Raw genomic sequence first — 19674 nt, 5'->3', positions numbered from 1 at the left:
CCACGGGAATATCTGCGGCAGCGGGCTTGTAATGGGTTAAGTGATAACAGATGTCTGGAAATATAGGGGCAAATCCACCATACTCTTGACTATAAAGATGATGACGGGATCAGAACAGTTATTAATCCATACAACAAAATACAGAAAACAACAGAAAAAAAAAAAAAAAAAAAAAAAAAAAAAAAAAAATAACAGACATTACTTAACAAAGAACATTACAGTCAGTGTGTACATTACAGATTTATATTCAGGTGTTGCGGGACTACATTACAGCAGAGAGGGGTAAGGACAGAGTTACAAGTACTACTAGAGAGAATATCACTGCACAGATACTTCTATGAGTATATCTTTATGAGAGATCCGTCTACAGGATTGGGTTATAAGGTGTATTTACAAGGTATAATCACAGGATCATTTACATGACCATACTTCTGTAAATAATACTAATTAACCTTAATTATTTTTTTATGGTACATGAACTACCTGTAGCTGTAACGATAAACAAATCACCCAAAATGAAAAATACTGGTTATCACAGTTCAGAGAACTCGTATGAGTGTCCCCCTGAGCAATGCTTCATTTTCTGTGATTCTGTGTGATAGAGTTATACTGAGTACAGTGGCAGTAACACTGCTTTCCATCACTTGAGGATAAAATTCATTAAAAAATTAATTGCATGAATTAACAGGTTTTTTTATGAAATGTTATGCATCTCAACCAATATGATTAACAGAAAACTTCATCATGACAACACGTATAACGTTCAGTATGACCAGTGATGAGACGCTGCGAATTGTGGATGAGTACTGTCATACCCACAAACTTTCGCGCTCTAAGGTAATCAACGCATTACTCAGCGCCACAGCACCTGTCCTTAATGATATTAACTGTTATTATCAACTTGCAGGCGAACTGCAGTCACGCTTATTAAATGGAGTGTATCAACGGGATCTTCCTCGCAAACGCAATGTCGTCAGTGCAGAGAAGTATTGTCTGGAAATCTGGGAAAACAAACTTTTCACCAGAAGAATCCTGGAGTTTGACAGTTCAAATGGTGTTCTGTACGCGCTGAAACATAAAAGACACTATCGCCGGGATAAGATGATTGGAAGGGTTGAAAGTCGGTGTATCAAAGACATTTGCGAATACCAGATGCAGCTATCCGGGGAGAAGACGAAATATGCCTGTTTTATTTATATCGAAAGAACAATATACAATCACGATAATCCATCTGATAAAATACCTGTAAAAGCGGCTGTTGGTAATGCAGTCATCCTGCTGGCAAAGGATGTGATATATAACGAGTACTTTTTTGATTTGCGGCAGTCATTTTTTGTGAGCGTTACAGATCTGATGGTCTCTGGCGCAAAAGGTATTCCGGAGACACAGACATATCCGGACGTTTATTGCTGGATCCCTCTTTTTTCCATAAATTCCGGCGTGCTCATTACCCCTGTATATAAAATTGACCCTCTGAAACCCGTAACGGTAAAAAAACCGGATAAGATCACTGTTGTTTGTAATTACAGAGAATAATTTCAGCCTTCTACCTTCACCGCGACAGTGTTTACCTCTGCTTTATCTTCCGTTCAGTAAATACAAACCACCGCTCTGGCAGGTACAGGGCGTGGTTTATCTCCGATACTCCCCTGTGCAGTAATAATCATCACTGAAAATACTGATCCCGTCACGGCAAAACGCCATCCCATATTCCGGCAACACAAAATCATCTTCCGTTTATACCGGATTCACTGACAAAACAGACAACCTGTATTGCCTGTACACAACAGTTTCTCTCCTGGCAGGAATATTCCCCTACTCATTTTTTACGTTTCTCCCCGGTTGTTATGCCGGTGAAGGTGGTGCGTCGTTTTCATCACCAACGCCGGTTGAGATTAACAACATCCGGAGGAACATTCTCATGAATACCCCAGTTTCACTGATGGATGACCAGATGGTCGACATGTCGTTTATCACTCAGCTGACCGGCCTGACCGATAAGTGGTTTTATAAACTCATCAAGCATGGAGCCTTTCCGCCCCCCATCAAACTGGGCCGTAGCTCCCGCTGGCTGAAAAGCGAAGTGGAAGCCTGGCTGCAGGCGCGTATTGCACAGTCCCGTCCGTAATTCCTGACCGTTATCCGTTCCACCGCAGCAAAGGCATGATCCGGCCCCCGGAGGCATTTTGCTGCGCGCTAAAGGAGAGAATATTATGCAACAACTTGAAAACAGGTGTGACCTGCTGCTCATCCAGCATCAGAAATGGATGACAAGCGTGACGAGGCTTATCGTCGCTCATGGAATGGGGTCTCCGCATCTTCATGGTTATCACCGTCTGACCCTGGCACACTTTTTTCTGCCGGAAAAAGGCTCCGTCATTTCGGTGGCCCCCCAGGGACTCTATCAGGTCGTCAACCCGGGAACACCACCGTTCATTCCTGCCATTCAGGAAGGGTTAATGACCAGCATTCAGACCCATGAAATCATGCTGCTTACACATTTTAATCTGGGCGGCGTTTTACTCAGTGAGCTACATCGTCTGGGTGAAAACCGGCTGGCAAACAGGCTGAACAGCCTGCTCCGGCGTTTCGACGATCGTGATCTCTACCACACGCTGATATGGCTGTGCTGGTATGATCTGATGTGTGCCCACTCCATGCAGCCCTGGACTGAAGAGTTAAAGCATAAATCACATGCAGAGCTTGAAAACTGGGCTGTGGCGCGCAAACGGGAAAAGCGCGAGCTGGAACTGATGATTGACGAGTACCTGTTATACGCCTGCTGATTCATAACGTTCCCGGGGTTCCTTCCTCATCGTTACACACAGCCGGACGGCTATCTATGGCTGTCCGCCAAATGACCATCGCCGCATTTCGTTCCGCTGAAAACGGTACGTAGTCAGTGATACCGGAATTTCCGGAGAGGGCCGCAGGTATATTGCTTCTGTGCAATTGATGCTTATTTACATTGGATGTAGTTATTTCTGCATCCAATGCTATCGGAAAGAGATTAACCAGCAAATGGTTCCTCAAATCGTATTGATATTTACCCGGCGTATTGAGCACCACCATCTGACACTCCGTTCCCGCATCAAACGACTGGACCGAAAAACGATTTACTTTTCACGTGCTGTGGAAATTCACGAAAAAATTATTGGGTCATTCATCGAAAAACATATGTTCTGATGACTGGAGTCATCCTCCAGAAATATACGTCAACTGAACAATATCGATTTTTTATGGGATTCTATACACTTTTCCATATCCCTCTGAAAATCAGTCATCAGCTCACCAACACCTCTTCTGAAACTTGTATTAAACTTATTGCTTAAATAGATGATATAACATCTCTTCCATTGCACTGAATCGGCGAAAACTGCCGTTTCAATAATCTCAACAATATTATTTATCGGCTAACTTTATCAGTAAACAATGGAATGTCACACTGATGAAATGAACATTCAGAGTAAGATGATAAAATTCATATAAACGCCATTGCTGAATATTATTTATTTCATACAGATAAACGATAAAATACAAAAGGGTATATTTCTCAATGTAACAGTCAATTATTCATCTCCACTGGCGAGCACGGTCAGCACACAAACAAAGTTAGTCCTCCTGCTTAATCATTGCGTATCAGAAACTAAAAAAGAAAAAATTCTGCAGACAACTTAACAATCTTCATCACATTTCCTGAAGACAGACATATCCACAAACGGTAGTCAGCGTTGAATTAACAAGTCTTACAGAGCTATACGTAGCTTATAAAGCCACTCAATGTTCATCATCACCCGACTACTTATCTGGAATACCACCAGTATAAACTCATCAATAAAAACACCTGTTGTTAAAATAAGAATACTGTCAGCAGTAAATTATTAAAACAACATCTGTCCACACTATCTGTTCTTTTAACGCCAACGGCAGCGAAAATAGTGCATCACAGCCTTCTTTTTTCTTTCGCCACCACTCAGACAAACACAACACTCACACCCACACCACAAAACAGAATCAAAACATAAAATTAACAATAACAGTCAAAAGGAAAACACAGAATATTGAGGTGGACTGTCACCAGGACAGCGCATACGACGCATGTGATCAGCACATCCCGTTCTTCGCTGGCATCCCCAAAATGCAGAACAAACAATCATAACATTATGAATATAAAAGAAAATATGATTTTTCACCATGAAAAAAACATCAATGTATCTCTGTATAAAAATAATGATAACATGACATAAACATTTAAAAACATAAATAAACAGCAACAAAAACATTTGATAATCACTTAGTGATTAAATACAATTAAGACGATTTTGTTATAAGAGAGGCACCATGGAGTGAGATAATGAATAACGAACAGATGCTTATCAAATGCAGAGATCCCCGTAAATGTCGGTTTTATGCCGAATATCTGAATCACAAATACCCTAATGAATTCCCTCACTTTGCGCCTGACAACCCACAAAATTGTATCAGGAATGTTAATTTATTTTTAAAGGAAAAGTATTGTAATGTTTCACCTCCCCCCTTTGGTACTTTTGGTACTACTGAAGAAGAAGCACTCAATAACGAAATTAATGAGCTTGAAATTATTGCCGGGCAGGCAATACTGCCTGAAGAGAGTTTTCTCTGGTTGAAAACTGACGAACTTGCGACTTTCTTTACCTGGACTACTATTTATCTGTCGAAGGAAGACCATACAAAATTCCCGAAAATAAACCATAATTCATCAGGAATAAAAAACGGAATTGAAGTCAGGAAAATACGAACAGTTACCGATGAAACGTTAAACACTTACAAAAAAAGTAACCTTCCGGATAATCCATCATCCCATAACGAACGAATAAAAGTAATCATTTCATATTTTGACTCCTGCCATTCTTTAATTAATAAAAATGCAAAAAGCATATACCTCGAGGAACTCAGGCAGGCGTGGCTTAAAAAGAAAAGCGCTTGTCAAAAGTTTAAGTGGCTCCTTCCTGACGATGATGAAATGTGTCAGTGGTTCTGGACAAGACTGAAACAAAAACAGGATGAAAAACATCCAGTACATAACCCAGTGACCCGGTGGTTCATACCATCTTCAACGAAAGAATATTATCTTGCCTCTCTTGTCGCCTTTGCTTTATGGAAAGAAGCGCCTGATACCATTGAACTGTTCAGAACACGAATAAATCATGCCTGGCATCAGAAAAAACAAAAGGACAAATATCGGAGTGATGGTAAAAAGGCCATTAATATACATATAAGAAGCAATGTGAAAGAAATGCTTGATGAGCTCAGAACTGTTTACGGTCTGAGAACAGGAGAGTTTTTTGAAATGCTGATTACAGAGAAATATCTTGAACACAAGCGAAGGAAGTAATTCATTACCTGTTACATTCTAAATAATCTCAGACAGATATTATCTCCGTGAATCCCCCGCCACCTTTCCGGTGCGCGGGGTTTTGTCTTTTTTCACCGGGAATACATGTATGAATCCGTCTGATGCCATTGAGGCAATTGAAAAACCGCTCTCCTCCCTGCCTTACTCACTTTCCCGTCACATCCTGGAACATCTGCGCAAACTCACCAGTCACGAACCCGTGATTGGCATTATGGGTAAAAGCGGGGCCGGTAAATCTTCACTCTGTAATGCACTGTTTCAGGGGGAGGTCACACCGGTCAGTGATGTTCACGCCGGCACCCGGGAAGTGCAGCGCTTCCGTCTGAGTGGTCACGGTCACAGCATGGTTATCACTGACCTGCCCGGGGTGGGCGAGAGCCGGGACAGGGATGCAGAGTATGAAGCCCTGTACCGTGACATTCTGCCTGAACTGGACCTGGTGCTGTGGCTGATTAAAGCCGATGACCGGGCCCTGTCTGTGGATGAGTATTTCTGGCGACACATCCTGCAGTGCGGACATCAGCAGGTGCTGTTTGTGGTGACGCAGGCTGACAAAACGGAACCCTGCCATGAATGGGATATGGCAGGTATTCAGCCTTCTCCCGCACAGGAACAGAACATTCGTGAGAAAACGGAGGCGGTATTCCGTCTGTTCCGGCCCGTACATCCGGTTGTTGCCGTATCGGCCCGCACCGGCTGGGAACTGGATACGCTGGTCAGTGCGCTCATGACAGCGCTTCCCGACCATGCCGCCAGCCCCCTGATGACCCGACTGCAGGACGAGCTGCGCACGGAGTCTGTCCGCTCTCAGGCCCGTGAACAGTTTACCGGTGCGGTGGACCGGATATTTGACACAGCGGAGAGCGTCTGTGTTGCCTCTGTTGTCCGTACGGCCCTGCGCGCTGTTCGTGACACCGTGGTCTCTGTTGCCCGCGCGGTATGGAACTGGATCTTCTTCTGAACCTGTTGTGGATGATGTCCTCCCTGCCTCTGAGTCTGCTCACAAAAGCGCTGTTTTCGTTACTGTCTCTCTTGTCCGTGCAATAGACTGATAATAGAATAAAACGATCGATACCTATTTTACCGATCGTTAATATCGATCGTTATGCTAATAATAACTCCTGTTAGCAACGTGCGCAGATACACACAGACATGAGATTCAGGGAACAACAGAGCCACACGTCAGAAACTTCCGTCAGCTGGACCTCCGGCACTGTAACCCTTTACCTGCCGGTATCCACATCTGTGGATACCGGCTTTTTTATTCACCCTCACTCTGATTAAGGAAATGCTGATGAAACGACATCTGAATACCTGCTACAGGCTGGTATGGAATCACATTACGGGCGCTTTCGTGGTTGCCTCCGAACTGGCCCGCGCACAGGGTAAACGTGGCGGTGTGGCGGTTGCACTGTCTCTTGCCGCGGTCACGTCACTCCCGGTGCTGGCTGCTGACATCGTTGTGCACCCGGGTGAAACAGTGAATGGCGGAACACTGGTAAACCATGACAACCAGTTTGTATCCGGAACAGCTGATGGCGTGACTGTCAGTACCGGGCTTGAGCTGGGGCCGGACAGTGACGAAAACACCGGCGGGCAATGGATAAAAGCGGGTGGCACAGGCAGAAACACCACTGTCACCGCAAATGGTCGTCAGATTGTGCAGGCAGGAGGAACTGCCAGTGATACGGTTATTCGTGATGGCGGAGGGCAGAGCCTTAACGGACTGGCGGTGAACACCACGCTGGATAACAGAGGTGAGCAGTGGGTACACGGGGGAGGGAAAGCTGCCGGTACAATTATTAACCAGGATGGTTACCAGACCATAAAACATGGCGGACTGGCAACCGGAACCATCGTCAACACCGGTGCAGAAGGTGGTCCGGAGTCTGAAAATGTGTCCAGCGGTCAGATGGTCGGAGGGACGGCTGAATCCACCACCATCAATAAAAATGGCCGGCAGGTTATCTGGTCTTCGGGGATGGCACGGGACACCCTCATTTACGCCGGTGGTGACCAGACGGTACACGGAGAGGCACATAACACCCGACTGGAGGGGGGTAACCAGTATGTACACAACGGTGGCACGGCAACAGAGACGCTGATAAACCGTGATGGCTGGCAGGTGATTAAGGAAGGAGGAACTGCCGCGCATACCACCATCAACCAGAAAGGAAAGCTGCAGGTGAATGCCGGCGGTAAAGCGTCTGATGTCACCCAGAACACGGGCGGTGCACTGGTTACCAGTACAGCTGCAACCGTCACCGGCACAAACCGCCTGGGAGCATTCTCTGTTGTGGAGGGTAAAGCTGATAATGTCGTACTGGAAAATGGCGGACGCCTGGATGTGCTGACCGGACACACAGCCACTAATACCCGCGTGGATGATGGCGGAACGCTGGATGTCCGCAACGGTGGCACCGCCACCACCGTATCCATGGGAAATGGCGGTGTACTGCTGGCCGATTCCGGTGCCGCTGTCAGTGGTACCCGGAGCGACGGAAAGGCATTCAGTATCGGAGGCGGTCAGGCGGATGCCCTGATGCTGGAAAAAGGCAGTTCATTCACGCTGAACGCCGGTGATACGGCCACGGATACCACGGTAAATGGCGGACTGTTCACCGCCAGGGGCGGCACACTGGCGGGCACCACCACGCTGAATAACGGCGCCATACTTACCCTTTCCGGGAAGACGGTGAACAACGATACCCTGACCATCCGTGAAGGCGATGCACTCCTGCAGGGAGGCGCTCTCACCGGTAACGGCAGCGTGGAAAAATCAGGAAGTGGCACACTCACTGTCAGCAACACCACACTCACCCAGAAAGCCGTCAACCTGAATGAAGGCACGCTGACGCTGAACGACAGTACCGTCACCACGGATGTCATTGCTCAGCGCGGTACAGCCCTGAAGCTGACCGGCAGCACTGTGCTGAACGGTGCCATTGACCCCACGAATGTCACTCTCGCCTCTGGTGCCACCTGGAATATTCCCGATAACGCCACGGTGCAGTCGGTGGTGGATGACCTCAGCCATGCCGGACAGATTCATTTCACCTCCACCCGCACAGGGAAGTTCGTACCGGCAACCCTGAAAGTGAAAAACCTGAACGGACAGAATGGCACCATCAGCCTGCGTGTACGCCCGGATATGGCACAGAACAATGCTGACAGACTGGTCATTGACGGTGGCAGGGCAACCGGAAAAACCATCCTGAACCTGGTGAACGCCGGCAACAGTGCGTCGGGGCTGGCGACCAGCGGTAAGGGTATTCAGGTGGTGGAAGCCATTAACGGTGCCACCACGGAGGAAGGGGCCTTTATCCAGGGGAATAAGCTGCAGGCCGGTGCCTTTAACTACTCCCTCAACCGGGACAGTGATGAGAGCTGGTATCTGCGCAGTGAAAATGCTTATCGTGCAGAAGTCCCCCTGTATGCCTCCATGCTGACACAGGCAATGGACTATGACCGGATTCTGGCAGGCTCCCGCAGCCATCAGACCGGTGTAAGCGGTGAAAATAACAGCGTCCGTCTCAGCATTCAGGGCGGTCATCTCGGTCACGATAACAACGGCGGTATTGCCCGTGGAGCCACGCCGGAAAGCAGCGGCAGCTATGGCTTCGTCCGTCTGGAGGGTGACCTGCTCAGAACAGAGGTTGCCGGTATGTCTGTGACCGCGGGGGTATATGGTGCTGCTGGCCATTCTTCCGTTGATGTTAAGGATGATGACGGCTCCCGTGCCGGCACGGTCCGGGATGATGCCGGCAGCCTGGGCGGATACCTGAATCTGATACACAACGCCTCCGGCCTGTGGGCTGACATTGTGGCCCAGGGAACCCGCCACAGCATGAAAGCCTCATCGGACAATAACGACTTCCGCGTCCGGAGCTGGGGCTGGCTGGGTTCGCTGGAAACCGGTCTGCCCTTCAGTATCACTGACAATCTGATGCTGGAGCCGCAACTGCAGTACACCTGGCAGGGACTCTCCCTGGATGACGGCCAGGATAACGCCAGTTATGTGAAGTTCGGGCATGGCAGTGCACAACATGTGCGTGCCGGCTTCCGTCTGGGCAGCCACCACGATATGAACTTTGGTAAAGGCACCTCATCCCGTGACACCCTGCGCGGCAGTGCCAAACACAGTGTGCGTGAACTGCCGGTGAACTGGTGGGTACAGCCTTCTGTTATCCGCACCTTCAGCTCCCGGGGGGACATGAGCATGGGTACAGCCGCAGCCGGCAGTAACATGACGTTCTCACCGTCACAGAATGGTACGTCACTGGACCTGCAGGCCGGACTGGAAGCCCGTGTCCGGGAAAATATCACCCTGGGCGTTCAGGCCAGTTATGCCCACAGCATCAACGGCAGCAGCGCTGAAGGTTATAACAGTCAGGCCACACTGAATGTAACCTTCTGATAATTCTGCATTGCCTCTCTGTGGTCCCGGTCATGATGACCGGGACCCGGACGGGGGAAAACGTTTCAGTGCCACATTCACTGGCATTCACAATAACATGATATTCATCACGGAGTGACTATGTTACAGATAGTCGGCGCGCTGATTCTGCTGATCGCAGGATTTGCCATTCTTCGCCTTTTGTTCAGAGCATTAACCAGCACAGCGTCTGCGCTGGCAGGGTTCATATTGCTGTGTCTGTTCGGTCCGGCTTTACTGGCTGGCTATATCACTGAACGCATAACCCGGTTATTCCATATTCGCTGGCTGGCAGGCGTATTTCTGACGATTGCCGGAATGATCATCAGCTTCATGTGGGGACTTGATGGTAAACATATCGCACTGGAGGCTCATACTTTTGACTCTGTAAAATTTATTCTGACCACCGCTCTCGCCGCTGGTCTGCTGGCTCTTCCCGTGCAGATAAGAACCATTCAGCAGAACGGGCTCACACCTGAAGATATCAGCAAGGAAATTAACGGGTATTACTGCTGTTTTTATACTGCTTTTTTCCTTATGGCGTGTTCTGCATACGCACCATTGATCGCATTGCAGTTCGATATTTCACCCTCACTGATGTGGTGGGGCGGGTTGTTGTACTGGCTGGCTGCATTAGTGACGCTGCTATGGGCGGCCAGCCAGATCCAGGCGCTGAAAAGACTGACCAGTGCCATCAGCCAGACACTGGAAGAACAACCGGTGCTCAACAGTAAATCGTGGCTGAGCAGTTTGCAAAACGATTACAGCCTTCCTGAAACGCTGACGGAGCGCATCTGGCTGACACTCATTTCACAACGGATTTCCCGGGGAGAACTGAGGGAATTTGAACTGGCAGACGGAAACTGGTTACTGAACAATGCCTGGTATGAAAGAAACATGGCAGGGTTTAACGAACAGTTGAAAGAGAACCTGTCATTCACACCTGATGAACTGAAAACGCTCTTCCGGAACCGCCTGAATTTATCACCGGAAGCGAATGACGATTTTCTCGATCGTTGCCTGGACGGCGGTGACTGGTACCCCTTTTCAGAAGGCCGCCGTTTTGTATCATTCCACCACGTGGATGAGCTTCGTATCTGTGCCTCCTGCGGGCTGACAGAAGTACATCATGCCCCGGAAAATCATAAGCCGGCTCCGGAATGGTACTGCTCCTCTCTTTGTCACGAAACAGAAACACTGTGTCAGGACATTTATGAACGTTCTTACACCGGTTTTATTTCCGATGCAACGGCGAATGGTCTGATTCTCATGAAACTGCCGGAAACCTGGAGTACAAATGAGAAAATGTTTGCTTCCGGAGGGCAGGGACATGGGTTTGCCGCTGAACGGGGAAACCATATTGTCGACAGAGTCCGTCTGAAAAACGCACGGATCCTCGGTGATAATAATGCCAGAAATGGAGCAGACAGACTGGTCAGCGGAACAGAAATCCAGACGAAATATTGTTCAACTGCAGCCCGTAGCGTCGGTGCGGCATTCGACGGACAAAACGGACAGTATCGTTACATGGGAAATCATGGTCCCATGCAACTGGAAGTCCCCCGTGATCAGTATGCCGGCGCTGTGGAAACCATGAAGAATAAGATCCGCGAAGGTAAAGTACCCGGTGTAACCGATCCCGCAGAAGCGTCCCGGCTGATTCGTCGGGGACATCTGACTTATACCCAGGCCCGTAATATCACCCGGTTCGGGACCATCGAATCGGTCACTTATGATATTGCCGAGGGGTCGGTTGTCAGTCTGGCGGCCGGAGGGATCAGTTTTGCCCTGACGGCATCGGTCTTCTGGCTCAGCACCGGCGATCGCGATGCTGCCCTGCAGACAGCTGCTGTCCAGGCAGGAAAAACCTTCACCCGCACACTGGCTGTCTACGTCACAACCCAGCAACTTCACCGGCTCACTGTTGTTCAGGGTATGCTGAAGCATATTGATTTTTCGACGGCCAGCCCGACTGTCCGGCAGGCGCTTCAGAAGGGGACCGGTGCAGGAAATATCAGTGCCCTGAACAAAGTGATGAAGGGTACGCTGGTGACATCTCTGGCACTGGTAGCTGTCACAACCAGCCCTGACATGATCAAAATGTTGCGGGGACGGATCTCCGGTGCGCAGTTCATCAGGAATCTTGCCGTGGCATCTTCCGGTGTGGCAGGTGGTGCTGTCGGGTCAGTGGCGGGCGGGATATTGTTCAGTCCACTGGGACCATTTGGTGCACTGACAGGGCGTGTGGTTGGCGGTGTTCTGGGGGGAATGATTGCCTCCGCTGTATCAGGAAAAATTGCCGGAGCGCTGGTTGAAGAAGATCGCGTCAAAATTCTGGCAATGATTCAGGAGCAGGTGACATGGCTTGCCGGCAGTTTCCTGCTGACCGGACATGAGATTGAAAATCTGAACGCGAATCTGGCCCGTGTTATCGATCAGAATGCTCTGGAGATCATTTTCGCCGCCGGTATACAACAACGGGCCGCGACCAATATGTTAATCAAACCACTGGTGGTCAGTATCATCAGGCAACGCCCCGTCATGGAATATGATGCATCCCATCTCGGCAAGATGGTTAACCGGCTGGAAGAAGCATTCCCCCCGGAGCTCCCGGCATAACGTGTGTTCTGCTCCTTTTAGGTTTTATCACCTGATTTGCCAGTGTCATCGTCATGACTCAGAGAGGTAAATACCATGATTCACCTGTTCAAAACCTGCATGATTACCGCCTTCATTCTGGGGTTAACGTGGTCTGCCCCACTCCGGGCACAGGATCAACGTTACATCAGTATACGCAATACAGATACGATATGGCTCCCGGGAAATATTTGTGCTTACCAGTTCCGGCTGGATAATGGCGGAAACGGTGAAGGATTTGGCCCCCTCACCATCACTCTGCAACTCAAAGACAAATATGGTCAGACGCTGGTGACCAGAAAAATGGAAACGGAAGCTTTTGGTGACAGTAATGCCACGCGAACCACAGACGCATTTCTGGAAACGGAGTGCGTGGAAAATGTCGCCACAACCGAAATCATTAAAGCAACTGAAGAAAGTAACGGCCATCGTGTCAGTCTGCCGTTATCGGTTTTCGATCCCCAGGACTACCATCCACTGCTGATTACCGTTTCCGGAAAAAATGTTAACTGATCCCTGAAGTCAGTTTCATGCTTCAGCCTCTGCCACAACGTATGGCAGAGGCTATTTATCAGGAGAAACCAGATATGCCGGGTTACACACAGAGTATGTCCTGGCTGAAGGATCTTTCTCATACGGGCAGGCGGTTGCTGTCATAACCGCTTACCGCAATGTGTTTATCCAGGATGACCCGGGAATGCATTTCCGTCGGGTTATCCGCAACGCGGAAGGTCAGCGACGCTGACGCAGCCGGAACTCTGAAGCTGATGCCGGAAAACAGCTTAATGCGTGGCTCGCCAGTGGAGGGCTTCTCAGACAATAAACTTCATTGATTTCATCCATCAGGCCGCGTCTTCTCCGGGAGACGCGGCTTTTTTCATTTGTTGCACCAGTAAATCTTAACCACCGATAAGGAGCAAAGTATGCAATTAGTCAGTCGTTTTGGTTATGCGAACCAGATACGCCGTGACCGTCCGCTGACACATGAAGAGCTGATGCACCATGTGCCGGGGATTTTCGGGGAAGAGAAACACACGTCCCGAAGCCAGAACTATACGTACATCCCCACCATCACCGTACTGGAAAGTCTGCAGCGGGAAGGCTTCCAGCCCTTTTTCGCCTGCCAGACCCGTGTGCGCGACCCGGGCCGCCGGGGATACACAAAACACATGCTGCGTCTGCGGCGGGCCGGAGAGATAAACGGAGAACATGTCCCTGAAATTATTCTGCTCAACTCCCATGACGGTACCTCCAGCTACCAGATGCTGCCGGGTTACTTCAGATTCGTCTGCCAGAACGGGTGTGTCTGTGGTCAGTCTCTGGGGGAAGTGCGTGTTCCGCACCGGGGAAACGTGGTGGAGAAAGTTATTGAAGGGGCTTACGAAGTGGTGGGCGTGTTTGACCGGATTGAGGAGAAACGTGATGCCATGCAGTCGCTGGTCCTGCCGCCACCGGCACGCCAGGCGCTGGCACAGGCGGCACTGACTTACCGTTATGGTGACGAACATCAGCCCGTCACCACCGCCGACATTCTGACGCCACGACGCCGGGAGGATTACGGTAAGGACCTGTGGAGTACTTATCAGACCATCCAGGAGAATATGCTGAAAGGCGGGATTTCCGGCCGCAGTGCAAAAGGAAAACGTATCCACACCCGTGCCATTCACAACATCGACACCGATATTAAGCTCAACCGCGCATTGTGGGTGATGGCAGAAACGCTGCTGGAGAGCCTGCGCTGATGCAGCATGTCCCTGAAGGCGTGATTCAGGCACCAGAATCACCCGACGCCCCGGAGGCGCTGCCGGGGTGTCGTTCCATTTCTGATGATGACCTGTGCGCCTGGTGTACCCGTCTGCTTTACCGTCCCGGAGAAATCAGTCTGTGCAGACTGAGTATACAGGCAATGGCATCTGGCCATCCGTCTGTGACCGGAACGGTTACGCGTACGGCTGTCCGGAATTTCAGCCGAATATCATTCATCCCTGATATTACCGGGTCATCACGGTCAGTGATGAACGTGATGTTGCCAGCTCCCGACCTTTACTCCCTCTCATTTATTCACATTACAAGGATTTCATACATGAAAACATTGTCTCAGAACACCACCTCTTCGGCCTGTGCACCGGAGACTGACCTGCAACAACTGGTTGCCACCCTCGTCCCTGATGAACAGCGCATCAGCTTCTGGCCGCAGCACTTTGGCCTCATTCCACAGTGGGTGACCCTGGAGCCCCGTGTCTTCGGCTGGATGGACCGTCTGTGCGAAGACTACTGCGGTGGTATCTGGAATCTGTACACCCTGAACAACGGCGGGGCATTTATGGCACCCGAACCGGATGACGATGATGACGAAACATGGGTACTGTTCAATGCCATGAACGGTAACCGCGCTGAAATGAGTCCGGAAGCTGCCGGCATTGCTGCCTGTCTGATGACGTACAGTCATCATGCCTGTCGTACGGAGTGTTATGCCATGACGGTCCATTATTACCGGCTGCGGGATTACGCCCTGCAGCATCCGGAATGCAGCGCCATTATGCGCATCATCGACTGAATGGTGGCAGGGACAATGCAGCAGCTTTCCTTTCTGCCCGGAGAAATGACAACCAGAGAGCGCAGCCTCATTCTGCGGGCCCTGAAAACCCTGGACCGCCATCTTCATGAACCCGGCGTGGCCTTCACCTCCACGCATGCGGCACGGGAATGGCTGATTCTGAACATGGCGGGACTGGAGCGTGAAGAGTTCCGGGTGCTGTATCTGAACAACCAGAATCAGCTGATTGCCGGTGAAACCCTCTTCACCGGCACCATCAACCGTACGGAAGTCCATCCCCGGGAAGTGATTAAACGCGCCCTGTACCACAATGCCGCTGCCGTGGTGCTGGCGCACAATCACCCGTCCGGTGAAGTCCCCCCCAGCAAGGCAGACCGCCTTATCACTGAGCGTCTGGTACAGGCACTGGCCCTGGTTGATATCCGGGTACCGGACCATCTGATAGTCGGTGGCAGCCAGGTTTTCTCCTTTGCGGAACACGGTCTGCTTTAACCCGTCACCGTCACAATCACCTTCATATCACTTCAGTTTCTCTTTCTCAGCTGTTTCTTACTTTCACATTCAGGAGGACTATTCTCATGAAAATCATCACCCGTGGTGAAGCCATGCGTATTCACCGTCAGCATCCTGCATCCCGTCTTTTTCCGTTCTGTACCGGTAAATACCGCTGGCACGGTAGCACGGATACATATACCGGCCGTGAAGTGCAGGATATTCCCGGTGTACTGGCTGTGTTTGCAGAACGCCGTAAGGACAGTTTTGGTCCGTATGTCCGGCTGATGAGCGTCACCCTGAACTGAGTCTGGAAGGGAATTCTGATGAGCAGAATTATCGCCACTACCGGACCATTCTTAACCGATTTTCTGTGAGGACTTTATCGTGTCAGACACACTCCCCGGGACAACGCCTCCCGACGACAATCACGACCGCCCCTGGTGGGGGCTGCCCTGCACCGTGACGCCCTGTTTCGGGGCCCGACTGGTACAGGAGGGTAACCGCCTGCATTACCTTGCAGACCGCGCCGGTATCAGAGGCAGGTTCAGCGACGTAGATGCGTACCACCTGGACCAGGCCTTTCCGCTGCTGATGAAACAACTGGAACTCATGCTCACTGGCGGTGAACTGAATCCCCGCCATCAGCATACCGTCACACTGTATGCGAAAGGGCTGACCTGCGAAGCCGACACCCTCGGCTCCTGTGGTTACGTTTATCTGGCTGTTTATCCGACACCGGCAGCGCCCGCAACCACCGTATAACACCGGATATCTCCCCTTTATAACCACCTGTTACAGAGAACTTAAGATGAATACATTACCCGACACTCACGTACGGGAGGCATCGGGCTGCCCGTCTCCCATCACCATCTGGCAGACACTGCTCACCCGACTGCTGGACCAGCACTATGGCCTCACGCTGAATGACACACCGTTCGCTGATGAACGTGTGATTGAGCAGCATATTGAGGCAGGAATTTCACTGTGTGACGCGGTGAACTTTCTCGTTGAAAAATACGCGCTGGTACGTACCGACCAGCCGGGATTCAGCGCAGGAGCCCCGTCGCAGTTAATCAACAGCATTGATATTCTCCGGGCACGCCGGGCAACCGGCCTGATGACCCGCGATAACTACAGAACGGTAAATAACATTACCCGGGGGAAGCATCCGGAAGCGAAACAATGAAACTGGCCCTGACGCTGGAAGCCGACAGCGTTAACGTGCAGGCACTGAACATGGGGCGCATTGTCGTTGACGTCGATGGTGTTAATCTCAGTGAACTGATTAACAAGGTCTCTGAAAACGGTTATTCACTCCGCGTGGTCGATAAATCCGACCAACACGCAACCAGTACACCACCACCGTTAACAACCCTTACCTGCATACGTTGCAGCACCGCACATATCACGGAAACGGACAACGCCTGGCTGTACTCGCTGTCACACCAGACTAATGACGACGGCGAAACAGAATGGATTCATTTTACAGGCAGCGGCTATCTGTTACGTACCGATGCATGGTCGTACCCGGTTCTGCGGCTTAAACGCCTGGGCCTGTCCAGAACGTTCCGTCGTCTGGTCGTCACTCTCACCCGGCGTTATGGCGTCAGTCTCATTCATCTGGACGCCGGCGCAGAATGTCTGCCGGGGTTCCCCACTTTCGACTGGTAATCAGGACAAAAGACACTGGATGAAATTATTAACCACAGAAACGGCGCTGGATATTCTGATTGCGTGGCTGCAGGACAATATTGACTGCGAATCAGGGATTATCTTCGACAACGATGAGGATAAAACGGATTCGGCAGCACTGCTGCCCTGTATTGAACAGGCCAGGGAAGATATCCGTACCCTGCGTCAGCTGCAGTTTCTGCAACAGAACCGGTGAGTCTTACTCACCAGACTTCATTCCACTGACGCCAGCCTGAATACGGCTGGCGTTTTCGTTTATCTGCAAAAAGGAATATCGATTATGTCTGAAATCACAGCCTCTCGTCCGGAAGTGGTCAACGGGCATACGGACGTTATCTGCTCAACCAGTATCCGCCACATTCTGGCTGTACGAAAGAGTACATTGCTGCAAATCGACACACTTATCCGACAACTGGCTGAAGTATCAGCAATGACAGAAAGTATTAGAGGTAAAACGGCTCTGGACTGGGCCATGAAACAGGATTTTCGCTGCGGTTGCTGGCTGATGGAGAAACCGGAAACCGCAATGAAAGCCATCACACGCAATCTTGATCGCGAACTCTGGCGTGATCTGATGCAACGTTCCGGGATGCTGAGTCTGATGGATGCGCAGACCCGGGACACATGGTACAGGTCACTGGAATATGATAATTTTCCGGAAATCAGCGAAGCGAACATTCTGAGCACATTTGAACAACTGCACCAGAACAAAGATGAAGTGTTTGAACGGGGAGTGATCAACGTCTTCAAAGGGCTGAGCTGGGATTACAAAACCAACTCACCCTGTAAATTTGGCAGTAAAATTATCGTCAACAACCTGGTGAGGTGGGACCGGTGGGGGTTTCATCTTATCACCGGGCAACAGACTGACCGACTCGTCGACCTGGAAAGAATGCTACATCTGTTCAGCGGCAAACCGATCCCCGACAACCGGGAAAACATCACTATTCGTCTGGATGGTCACATCCAGTCCGTTCAGGGTAAAGAGCGCTATGAAGACGAGATGTTCATCATTAAATACTTTAAGAAGGGATCTGCACACATCACTTTCAAAAGGCTGGAACTGATTGACAGAATTAACGATATAATAGCCAGGTACTTTCCTTCTGTGCTCTCAGCCTGATCCCGAGAGTGATTCCCTTTCGATATCAAAAGGGACTGCGGGTATAATTGAGGGTACATTTTTAATCAAACCAAACAAATTGCATTAATATCAATATGATAAAAGAAATTTTCGATTCCGAGTCCGGCACCACTATTTAGAAGAACCAGCCTACGGGCTGGTTTTTTGCTTTCTGGGGTTCTGGTAGATATCCGGTCACTTTGAATGCTGATGTCACTGCTTTACCTCTTCCACCCAGCCTGAACATTTCTTCTAAGTAGCCCCCTTCTGGTCACTGTGGCCTTTTCTGTCAAACTTCAAATCCCCAATAGACACTATTTCCACATGAGCACCTGGCTAACGGATTCATTACTGCACGGATACATCCGGTCTTTGTCCGGTCTGAAGTAAAACGCATACCACCTGCGTTGGCCCCTCCTCAGTCCCCCCCAACATCAAACCGAACATTTTTCACTCTGATTGATTTAGCTTTAGTCAACTTTTGGGTGTTATGCCTACTATATCAATATGATCCATAGGGGATTATGGCCAGACTACCGGTAATACCGAGAGACAGGATCTCAATCGGAGATAGAACGTTCTGCAAAACGGGGCTTACAGAAAATCCCTAAATGACCTGCAACCTCCAGCCCATTGCATATTATGATAACAGTGAATATTTTGGTTAAGTCGCGCCCCGCAAAAGGTGGAAAGCAATTTAACAAATTGAATTAAAAGGGTTTAACCGCAAAATGGACGCAACAGGCAACACGACAGTCACCTGCCTGAGTCACAAAATGAAGTACAAAGAAGTCGCCTGCGGTAAGCAGCGGATGCACTGGCTGGCGCTGCAGTTCGTGGATGAGAACAACAACCCAGTTTCCGGTCTCAACGTGCAGCTGGAGTATCATCCACGGGCAATGGCGGCAGAGCTGGCTCTGTGGGCCAGAGGCAGACACACTCAGTTTGACCCCACACCGCCGCCCCCACCTGTCGGTGTCACTGACAGTCAGGGTCTGGTACGGTTTGATGACTTGTACTGAATTAAAGCACCTAAAACAAACATTTATATCGCAACAGTTAAATAGAATGGATAATCGGTAATAAAATGGTCCTTGAGTGCGTTAGATCAACATCAAAATAATTAAAATACCCATGCATTTTTTTAAGATATGGTTTTAGATCAGAATGAGATTAAAAGGGAGAGAAAGTCATAGCCTTATTTGATGTCAGAAACCAATGCGTGGAAGTTAGAGCATTACGGAAAAAAGCCTGACATACTTAACGGGCAGGCATAGAGGTGATCTCATTGAATTTGTTAGCGCAATCAGTAGATCACAAAACTCTATGCCTGTCTTCTT

At 49.7% G+C, this 19674-nt stretch carries 20 protein-coding genes and 1 pseudogene; 20 read left to right on the top strand and 1 reads right to left on the bottom strand.

Features of this window, described 5'->3' with window-relative positions; genetic code table 11:
• Positions 1-744: 744 nt before the first annotated feature.
• From ABZJ92_RS15430 to ABZJ92_RS15420, 3 genes are all read left to right on the top strand, one after another.
• Entirely contained in the window at positions 745-1536 is a 792-nt protein-coding gene (locus ABZJ92_RS15430) for a hypothetical protein (RefSeq protein ID WP_011069510.1), read from the top strand.
• A 385-nt stretch (positions 1537-1921) separates the two neighbouring features.
• Positions 1922-2128 (top strand): helix-turn-helix transcriptional regulator, encoded by a 207-nt coding sequence (locus tag ABZJ92_RS15425; RefSeq protein ID WP_001095918.1) that lies wholly within the window; start codon positions 1922-1924, stop codon positions 2126-2128.
• Between the two features lie 85 nt (positions 2129-2213).
• A complete protein-coding gene (locus ABZJ92_RS15420) occupies positions 2214-2786 on the top strand; it encodes a hypothetical protein (RefSeq protein ID WP_005093820.1) in 573 nt (190 codons plus the stop codon).
• Between the two features lies 1 nt (position 2787).
• Here ABZJ92_RS15420 and ABZJ92_RS15415 read toward each other — a convergent pair whose 3' ends face one another.
• On the bottom strand, positions 2788-3072 hold the full coding sequence (locus tag ABZJ92_RS15415; protein ID WP_000261147.1) for a hypothetical protein: 285 nt from the start codon (positions 3070-3072) through the stop codon (positions 2788-2790).
• On the opposite strand from ABZJ92_RS15415, the pseudogene ABZJ92_RS15410 reads away from it, so the two are divergent.
• The 17 genes and pseudogenes from ABZJ92_RS15410 to ABZJ92_RS15330 all read left to right on the top strand — a co-directional run.
• Positions 3043-3186, top strand: a pseudogene (locus ABZJ92_RS15410) (IS1 family transposase); the annotation flags it as partial. The gene ABZJ92_RS15415 and the pseudogene ABZJ92_RS15410 sit on opposite strands and share 30 nt — an antisense overlap.
• A gap of 1168 nt (positions 3187-4354) precedes the next feature.
• Positions 4355-5374, top strand: coding sequence for a hypothetical protein (locus ABZJ92_RS15405; RefSeq protein WP_005051842.1), 1020 nt, complete (start codon positions 4355-4357; stop codon positions 5372-5374).
• Positions 5375-5483: 109 nt separating this feature from the next.
• The gene (locus ABZJ92_RS15400) at positions 5484-6356 is read left to right on the top strand and encodes a GTPase family protein (protein WP_001069724.1); all 873 of its coding nucleotides are present in this window, start codon (positions 5484-5486) and stop codon (positions 6354-6356) included.
• Positions 6357-6689: 333 nt separating this feature from the next.
• Positions 6690-9812 (top strand): autotransporter adhesin Ag43, encoded by a 3123-nt coding sequence (gene agn43, locus ABZJ92_RS15395; protein ID WP_353765446.1) that lies wholly within the window; start codon positions 6690-6692, stop codon positions 9810-9812.
• 120 nt (positions 9813-9932) lie between these two features.
• On the top strand, positions 9933-12449 hold the full coding sequence (locus ABZJ92_RS15390) for a hypothetical protein (RefSeq protein ID WP_005093816.1): 2517 nt from the start codon (positions 9933-9935) through the stop codon (positions 12447-12449).
• Between the two features lie 75 nt (positions 12450-12524).
• A complete protein-coding gene (locus ABZJ92_RS15385) occupies positions 12525-12980 on the top strand; it encodes an IrmA family protein (protein WP_005051844.1) in 456 nt (151 codons plus the stop codon).
• Between the two features lie 100 nt (positions 12981-13080).
• A complete protein-coding gene (locus ABZJ92_RS15380; protein WP_042107502.1) occupies positions 13081-13212 on the top strand; it encodes a DUF905 family protein in 132 nt (43 codons plus the stop codon).
• Between the two features lie 178 nt (positions 13213-13390).
• The gene (locus ABZJ92_RS15375) at positions 13391-14209 is read left to right on the top strand and encodes a DUF932 domain-containing protein (RefSeq protein ID WP_001177758.1); all 819 of its coding nucleotides are present in this window, start codon (positions 13391-13393) and stop codon (positions 14207-14209) included.
• A gap of 341 nt (positions 14210-14550) precedes the next feature.
• A complete protein-coding gene (locus tag ABZJ92_RS15370) occupies positions 14551-15024 on the top strand; it encodes an antirestriction protein (RefSeq protein ID WP_000855059.1) in 474 nt (157 codons plus the stop codon).
• Positions 15025-15039: 15 nt separating this feature from the next.
• The gene (gene radC, locus ABZJ92_RS15365) at positions 15040-15516 is read left to right on the top strand and encodes a RadC family protein (RefSeq protein ID WP_001387238.1); all 477 of its coding nucleotides are present in this window, start codon (positions 15040-15042) and stop codon (positions 15514-15516) included.
• 86 nt (positions 15517-15602) lie between these two features.
• Positions 15603-15824, top strand: coding sequence for a DUF987 domain-containing protein (locus ABZJ92_RS15360; RefSeq protein WP_000692350.1), 222 nt, complete (start codon positions 15603-15605; stop codon positions 15822-15824).
• Between the two features lie 79 nt (positions 15825-15903).
• Complete coding sequence (gene cbeA / locus ABZJ92_RS15355; RefSeq protein ID WP_001285620.1) at positions 15904-16281, top strand: type IV toxin-antitoxin system cytoskeleton bundling-enhancing antitoxin CbeA; 378 nt, start codon at positions 15904-15906, stop codon at positions 16279-16281.
• 46 nt (positions 16282-16327) lie between these two features.
• Positions 16328-16705: a TA system toxin CbtA family protein gene (locus ABZJ92_RS15350; RefSeq protein ID WP_001094430.1), complete on the top strand. Its 378-nt coding sequence runs from the start codon at positions 16328-16330 to the stop codon at positions 16703-16705.
• Entirely contained in the window at positions 16702-17190 is a 489-nt protein-coding gene (locus ABZJ92_RS15345; protein WP_000761715.1) for a DUF5983 family protein, read from the top strand. The genes ABZJ92_RS15350 and ABZJ92_RS15345 overlap by 4 nt, the downstream gene beginning before the upstream one ends.
• A 19-nt stretch (positions 17191-17209) precedes the next feature.
• Positions 17210-17407 (top strand): DUF957 domain-containing protein, encoded by a 198-nt coding sequence (locus tag ABZJ92_RS15340; RefSeq protein WP_000772029.1) that lies wholly within the window; start codon positions 17210-17212, stop codon positions 17405-17407.
• Between the two features lie 84 nt (positions 17408-17491).
• Positions 17492-18334 carry a DUF4942 domain-containing protein gene (locus tag ABZJ92_RS15335; protein ID WP_001290187.1) on the top strand — a complete coding sequence of 281 codons (843 nt, stop codon included), beginning with the start codon at positions 17492-17494 and terminating at the stop codon, positions 18332-18334.
• Between the two features lie 776 nt (positions 18335-19110).
• Entirely contained in the window at positions 19111-19356 is a 246-nt protein-coding gene (locus ABZJ92_RS15330; protein WP_000875412.1) for a hypothetical protein, read from the top strand.
• The last annotated feature ends 318 nt before the right edge of the window (positions 19357-19674 follow it).

Origin of the sequence: Shigella sp. FJ200513, from assembly GCF_040495915.1 — a bacterium.
Classification (GTDB): Bacteria; Pseudomonadota; Gammaproteobacteria; order Enterobacterales; family Enterobacteriaceae; genus ECMA0423.
Note: the sequence above shows the minus strand (reverse complement) of the source record. Positions and strands in the feature narration are given on the sequence as shown.